Annotated in this window: 5 protein-coding genes; 2 read left to right on the top strand and 3 right to left on the bottom strand. The window is 52.8% G+C overall.

The genetic code is table 11. The annotated features are described in order from the left end of the window. Window positions 1–96: 96 nt before the first annotated feature. Window positions 97–501, top strand: coding sequence for a tetratricopeptide repeat protein (locus AACY82_RS17195; RefSeq protein WP_339618086.1), 405 nt, complete (start codon window positions 97–99; stop codon window positions 499–501). A 590-nt stretch (window positions 502–1,091) separates the two neighbouring features. On the opposite strand, the gene AACY82_RS17190 is transcribed toward AACY82_RS17195, so the two are convergent. Further along, entirely contained in the window at window positions 1,092–2,051 is a 960-nt protein-coding gene (locus tag AACY82_RS17190) for a hypothetical protein (protein WP_339618085.1), read from the bottom strand. Window positions 2,052–2,283: 232 nt separating this feature from the next. Continuing rightward, the gene (gene fusA / locus AACY82_RS17185) at window positions 2,284–4,377 is read right to left on the bottom strand and encodes an elongation factor G (protein WP_339618084.1); all 2,094 of its coding nucleotides are present in this window, start codon (window positions 4,375–4,377) and stop codon (window positions 2,284–2,286) included. A gap of 351 nt (window positions 4,378–4,728) precedes the next feature. Between fusA and AACY82_RS17180 the strand changes: the two genes are divergently transcribed. Beyond that, complete coding sequence (locus AACY82_RS17180; RefSeq protein WP_339618083.1) at window positions 4,729–5,022, top strand: hypothetical protein; 294 nt, start codon at window positions 4,729–4,731, stop codon at window positions 5,020–5,022. Window positions 5,023–5,026: 4 nt separating this feature from the next. Here AACY82_RS17180 and AACY82_RS17175 read toward each other — a convergent pair whose 3' ends face one another. After that, entirely contained in the window at window positions 5,027–6,751 is a 1,725-nt protein-coding gene (locus tag AACY82_RS17175; RefSeq protein ID WP_339618082.1) for a bifunctional protein-serine/threonine kinase/phosphatase, read from the bottom strand. Window positions 6,752–6,756: the final 5 nt, after the last annotated feature.

Raw genomic sequence — 6,756 nt, 5'->3', positions numbered from 1 at the left:
TACAGGCCGCATAACCCTCTACTTTTAACGGCGGTTTAAAATGGGGGGATTACATTTGCAGTGGAGCTACCTGAGGATATACATGGAAACGTTGAGATGCTTTCTCAAAAAGGAAGTTATCTAGCCGAAGCAGGTAAATATAAAGATGCTGAAACACAATTTATTGAAGCTTTGAATCTATTACCTCAGCCAATTGAAAGATGGGAGGCGTGCACTTGGCTTTTAACCGCTATAGGCGACGTTAACTTTATGCAAGGTGCGTATAAACAAGCTAAAGATGCATTGTCTGATGCGATGCACTGTCCTGGAGCAATTGGTAATCCATTTATTCATCTGCGTCTTGGCCAATCTCAATTTGAATTAGGTAATATGGACGGGGCATTGGATGAGCTTGCCAGAGCTTATATGGGGGCTGGGAAGGAGATCTTCAAAAATGATGATCCTAAGTATTTTAATTACCTAAAAACAGTGCTCAAGCCACCAGCTAATGAAAAGTGGTAGCGTCACATAACAAGCGACAGTCGTAAAAATACCGTCTAAAGCAATTACGTTTTTACGCTTGTTGCCAAGGTTTTTTGTCACGGTTCATGGTATTTAAGGTTTTTATCATAGTGCGCACGCACGCGGTTAATGCAGTTTTTTGTGCTTGCCATCTGCCATCAGTCGCTTATGGGACTTTTCATGACGGGATTACAAATGCATTGAGCAAGCCCATATAGTGGATGATTCTGATTGGGCTACTTCCGCTAACACGCCTCTTCTTGCGGCGTCACAAAAAGGGAATTAGAAAATTATGGTAGACGAAATCGCAGGAGGGTTGTTGAGGGTAGTTTGGTGGGTCATATACGAGATTCTTTTTTATACGCTTTGTTACTGGGTTGGTTGGCCGGTATGCAAGGTGTTTACCCTGGGAAAGTATCCTGCTTCAGGCTCTAGAACATATCTGGGGGGTAAAAATGACGCCGGGTGGTTTTGCAGTTTTGTCGGTTTAGCGGTCATCGTTGGCCTGTTTTTCTTATTTGTTTTTTGGGGCTCCTGAGCGTGCATAACCCAGCCTGAATAATTTAGTGGTGTGCTTTGGCGGTTGCGCATTAATTAAGTGAAGGCCGAAAATTAATGCCAAAGGTTATAAACTCACTGGTGCTGACGTCTAGCGCTGGCTCTTGCCAGTCGCCGTTGCTGATGTTTAGGCCTTTTAACCCTCCGATGCCGGCCTCTAACTCTAGCCAGATATCACCCCAGATTCGGCGCTCGCCGGAGAAGGCTAAGTCCCAGCCATCCAGAGCATAGCTGATGCGCTCGCCGCCTGTGTCCAGCAGCCAAGAGCTGCCGGAGGGGGCGGCACCAAAGCGAAACAGGGTGTCGCGGTTAGGTGCGTATAAAATGGCGGGCCACGGCATAACGGCACTTAAGGTCCAGCGGTCGTTAAACTCGTAAGAGGCGCCCAAGTAGGGCAGCCAGGTCTCGGTGTCGGTATTAATGTCGAAGTACACTCCAAAGGCCCACCAGAGGCGCTCAGTTTGCACGTAGCGGCCAAAGCCACCGCCTAGCGTCTCCCAGTTCCAGGAGGAGCCTTCGAGTGTTGCTTTGTGCCCTAGGGGCATGACAAAGCCGCCCACCTGCCAGTCATCGTTGAGTTGCCGCATCCAGCCGATGGGGATGCCGACCGATAGCACATCAAAATCTTCTAACGTGTCTGAGTTGGGTTTTAAGCTCGACATACTGACCCAGTCACCGATCACGAGCACGTCGCGTGGAGTCATTAAAAACGGGAGTATAGCGCCCTGATTAACGCTTGATTGATCGTACTCGACGGTGTTGCCGTCGGTGAGGGTGAGCTTGCTGTCTTGGTAGTTGCGAGCATCGACAAACGCTAAGGGCAGAAACGGGGTATTGGAGTTTGAGCGGTTAAAGTTTAGCTCGCTTTGCTCAAAGCTGTGCAGCCATTGTTGCAGAATGTCAGCCTGAGCGCTGCCGGCGAATACGCTGAGTGTTGTGGTCAGGGTAAAGGTCGCTAGGTGTTGGGGGGTGATACCGCGTGGCTTAATCATAGTGAGGTGCCATTGCCAGATGCTCCTTATTTGGCCGCTGCCCTTTGTTGCCGATGGGCGTTTACGCGTTATTAAGTCTACACCGGCGCTTTGTATCTCGGTAGTGCTGGGGCGTATTGAGTGTGCGGGAGGAAGGTTGTGGTTGGGGCATCCGTTACTGTGGGTAAAACCTTAAGGCATAAAAAAGCCCCCGCAACCTAAGGTTGCGGGGGCTTTTTGTCGGGCTCGTTTATTAGCCTTTTTTCTCTTCGGCTTCGCGCGCTTTAACCTTGGCGATCACGTCTTCAGTGACGTTAGCGGGGCAAGGTGCGTAGTGTGCGAACTCCATAGAGAACTGGCCGCGACCCGAGGTCATGGTACGCAGGTGGCCGATGTAGCCGAACATTTCAGACAGTGGAACATTTGCCTTAATGCGGATACCGGTGGCGCCTGGGTCTTGACCGGCGATCATGCCGCGACGACGGTTCAGGTCGCCGATTACATCACCAACGTGATCTTCCGGGGTGAACACGTCAACCTTCATCACGGGCTCCAGCAACTGCGGGCCAGCTTTAGGCATGGATTGACGGTAGGCGCCTTTAGCGGCGATTTCGAACGCAACGGCCGAGGAGTCAACGGCGTGGAACGCACCGTCAAACAGCTCGATCTCAACATCCAGCACGGGGAAGCCGGCCAGAGGGCCTTTGTCCATCATGCCTTTAAAGCCCTTCTCGATCGCGGGGAAGAACTCTTTAGGTACGTTACCGCCGACAACGCTTGAGCTAAATACGAAGCCAGTGTTTGCTTCGCCCGGCTTGATGCGGTAGTCGATTTTACCAAACTGACCCGAACCACCCGACTGCTTCTTGTGGGTGTAAGAGTCTTCGATCTCTTGGGTGATGGTCTCGCGGTAAGCCACCTGAGGCTGACCCACAACCATTTCTACGCCGTAGGTGCGCTTAAGGATGTCGACCTTAATGTCCAGGTGAAGCTCACCCATACCTTTCAGGATGGTTTCGCCTGAGTCTTCGTCGGTCTCAACGCGGAACGATGGATCTTCGGCCACCATTTTACCAATGGCAACACCCATTTTCTCGGTAGAGCCTTTGTCTTTAGGGGCAACGGCGATAGAGATAACGGGATCTGGGAACACCATGGCTTCTAGGGTGCAAGGGTGCTTGGGATCACACAGGGTGTGACCGGTTTGCACGTTCTTCATGCCCACGATGGCGATAATGTCACCGGCTTGCGCGTGGCTTAGCTCGTTGCGCTCATCGGCTTGCATCTCAACCATACGGCCAACACGCTCGGTTTTACCGGTAAACGAGTTGAGGATAGTGTCGCCTTTGTTTAGCTGACCCGAGTAAATACGCACAAAGGTCAGGGCGCCAAAGCGGTCGTCCATAATTTTAAAGGCCAGTGCCTTTAATGGCTCGTCGGCCGATACGATGGCTTTCTCGCCGGTTGGGTTACCTTCTTCGTCGGTCAACTCTTGTGGGTCAACTTCAGTCGGAGCAGGCAGGTAATCAACAACGGCGTCCAGTACCAACTGCATACCTTTGTTTTTAAAGGCAGAACCACAGAAAGTAGGGAAGAAAGTCAGATCGCGCGTACCCTTACGGATGCAGCGTTGCAGGTCTTCAATAGAAGGTTCTTCACCGTCCATGTAGGCCATCAGCAGGTCGTCGTCGACTTCAACGGCGGTTTCAACCAGCTGCTCGCGGTACATCTCGACGTCATCTGCCATATCGGCAGGAATGTCTTCTACGCTGTAGTTTTCTGGTTGGCCAGAGTCGTCCCACACGTACGCTTTGCGTGACAGCAGGTCAACCACACCTTTAAAGGTGTCTTCGCGGCCGATAGGCAAGGTCATAACCAGCGCGTTGGCGCCCAGTACGTTTTTAACCTGATCGACAACATTCAGGAAGTCGGCACCAATACGGTCGAGCTTGTTAACAAAGATGATACGAGCAACTTCAGACTCGTTGGCATAGCGCCAGTTGGTTTCAGATTGTGGCTCTACACCACCTGAACCACAGAATACGCCGATACCGCCGTCCAACACTTTTAGTGAGCGGTATACTTCAACGGTAAAGTCAACGTGCCCAGGGGTGTCGATAACGTTTAAGCGGTGACCTTTCCACTCACAGGTAACAGCGGCGGACTGAATGGTAATACCGCGCTCGGCTTCCTGCTCCATGAAGTCGGTGGTGGATTCACCCTCGTGCACTTCACCCAGCTTGTGAATTTTACCGGTGAGCTTAAGGATACGTTCGGTGGTGGTGGTCTTACCCGCGTCAACGTGGGCGAAGATACCAATATTTCTGTATAAACTTAGGTCTGTCATTTCGATACTCGTATAATCAAGGCCAAAAATTGGACGGCATTGTACAGCGAGGGAGGTGCCAATTGCCAATACTAATTAGCCCGCAAAGTCCAGCTTTTTACTAAACCGGCGGTTTTGGCTCAAAAGGCCTCATTCTGCCTGGTTTTTTGCGGCCATTTACGCTCTGGCGCTAAGCAAAAACAATGATTGTCTTTTGGTCGATTTGTATTTTTTATCGACAGGGCGACGTAGGCGTTGTTATGAGATTGCAACAATGCCCCGTTACGCTGCAGTGACGTGCGTCGAGTGGTTTGTTGGCGCGATTGTTGGCCCGGCATAGGGCCTGAAGCGACTCAGGGGGTGTGCCAGTCGATGAAGGTGGTCCGCGACTGGTTGGTGACGGTGTTGGCTCTGCTGGGGTTGCTGTTGGGGGTATTGTTGCTGTTGTCGCCCATCCCTGTGGGGTTGGTCGTAATCACCATGAGCCTGGCGGCATTGCTGTGTGTTAACCCGCGCTCGCGGCATATGCTGCAAACCGCGCGCTCGCGCTGGCGCAACATTAACCATACGGTGCACAAGGTAGAGCGGTTGCTAGAGCGGCGCTTTCGGCGGCTGTGGACGGTTATCTCCAGCACCCGCCCGCCCAACGATGATCATTCTGGGTGAGGCTTTATAGCTGGCTTGCCAGCACAATCACCGCCACCAGTAAAATAGCCGACACACTTTGCCAAAACACCAGCGGGTTGCGCGCGAGCAGCGGCGGCTGCTGGGTGCCCAGCAGGGCTTTGTTGGGGTGGCGCAAATCGTATAAAAACTCAGACAAATCATCATAGCGCCGGTAAGGGTAGGGGCGCAGTGCTTTGCGCAGTGCTTCATCGACCCACAGCGGGATACTCGGCTGGTGATCGCGCGCGCTCTGATACTTGAGGCGATTTTGTGCCGCGCGGGTGGTGGCTTTGGCCACTGCGGTGCCGTAAGGCAGCTGGCCGGTAAGCATTTGATAAGTGATCACCGCGAGCGAGAAAGCATCCGAGCGCTCGGTGGCCGGTTCGCTTAAAAAATACTCGGGGGCGGTGTATTGCGCGGTGCCCAATATAGATAGATGGCTTGCGCCCGACGTCATCTCTTGTACGCCGGCCACATGGGTGGCGCCAAAGTCGATCAGCTTAACCGTACCTGAGGTGTCGATCATCACATTGGCTGGGCGCAGGTCTTGATGCAGCATCTCTAACCGGTGCAGCGCACGCAGGCCCCGGGCAATTTGCTCGATGATGCCGCGCACTTGTTCAAGTGAAGGCTCGGGGTTATCGATCATCCACTGGGTTAGGGTTTGGCCCTCGATGTATTCGGTGACGATGTAGACAAAGTGGCGTGTGCGAGTGGCCCGGTAGGCCTTTAATACGTGCGGGCTGTCGATGCGCCGGGCGATCCACTCTTCCATTAAAAACCGTTCTAAATAAGCGGGGTCATCGCGCAGGTCTATCGACGGCGTTTTAATCACCACGTTGGCGCCGCTGTCATCGTCTACCGCTAAGTACACATGGCTGCGGCTACTGGCGTGTAACTGACGCACAATGGTGTAGCCATCAAAGTGCTGCCGCGGCTCTAGCGGCGGGGTAAAAGGCAGTTGGGTTAACTCTTGGTACAGCTCTTCGGTGTCGGCGTTGGGCAGTTCGTCTACGCGCAAAATCTGTACGGTGATGTTGTCATCACTGTTGTTAGCGTAGGCGAGTTCGCCGATGGCTTGTGCCGCCTGGTCTAAATTGTCGGCGTGTTTGTTAATGCTGTCGATAATCGCGCGGTCGCCGGCAAACTCGTAGGCGCCGTCGGTCAGCAATAAAAAGGTATCGCCGGGCTCGGTGGCAAACGATGCGTAATCCAGCTCTAGCTGCGAGTCCATGCCCAGGGCGCGGCTTAGATAGCTGACCTCGCTGGATACTTGCAAGCGGTGGTCGCGGGTGAGTTGCTCGATGCTGTTGTGGCGCAGCCGATAAATACGTGCGTCGCCGGCGTGAAAAATATGTGCGGTGCGCGATTTAATAATCAGTGCGCTAAAGGTGCACACATAACCTTTGTTGGCGTCGTAGCGGTATTGGCTGCGGCGAGTTTGTGAGTATAGCCACGAGTTGGTGGCCATCAGTACCCGGTGCCCGGACTTTTTAACCGACCAAGATTCGCTGGTCGAGAAATAGTCGTCTAAAAAAGTCTTTACCGACATTTGGCTGGCAACTTGGCTAACCGAGCTACTGCTAATGCCGTCGGCTAAAGCAACCACGATGCCTTTGGCGCTTAGTTGCGGCTCGGCCGGAACATAAGCGGCATGGAAATCTTGATTAAGCTCTTTGCGGCCTTTGTCGGAGTACTGCCCGATGGCTACAGATAACGTTTGGGGCATAGTTA

Source organism: uncultured Gilvimarinus sp., from assembly GCF_963972205.1.
Lineage (GTDB): Bacteria > Pseudomonadota > Gammaproteobacteria > Pseudomonadales > Cellvibrionaceae > Gilvimarinus > Gilvimarinus japonicus.
The sequence above is the reverse complement of the archived record's forward strand: the minus strand, read 5'-3'. Positions and strand labels throughout refer to the sequence as shown.

Coding starts and splice junctions, on each gene's coding strand:
- AACY82_RS17190 (WP_339618085.1), bottom strand. CDS start 2,051: ATGATTAAGCCACGCGGTATCACCCCCCAACACCTAGCGACCTTTACC.
- fusA (WP_339618084.1), bottom strand. CDS start 4,377: ATGACAGACCTAAGTTTATACAGAAATATTGGTATCTTCGCCCACGTT.
- AACY82_RS17175 (WP_339618082.1), bottom strand. CDS start 6,751: ATGCCCCAAACGTTATCTGTAGCCATCGGGCAGTACTCCGACAAAGGC.
- AACY82_RS17180 (WP_339618083.1), top strand. CDS start 4,729: ATGAAGGTGGTCCGCGACTGGTTGGTGACGGTGTTGGCTCTGCTGGGG.
- AACY82_RS17195 (WP_339618086.1), top strand. CDS start 97: ATGCTTTCTCAAAAAGGAAGTTATCTAGCCGAAGCAGGTAAATATAAA.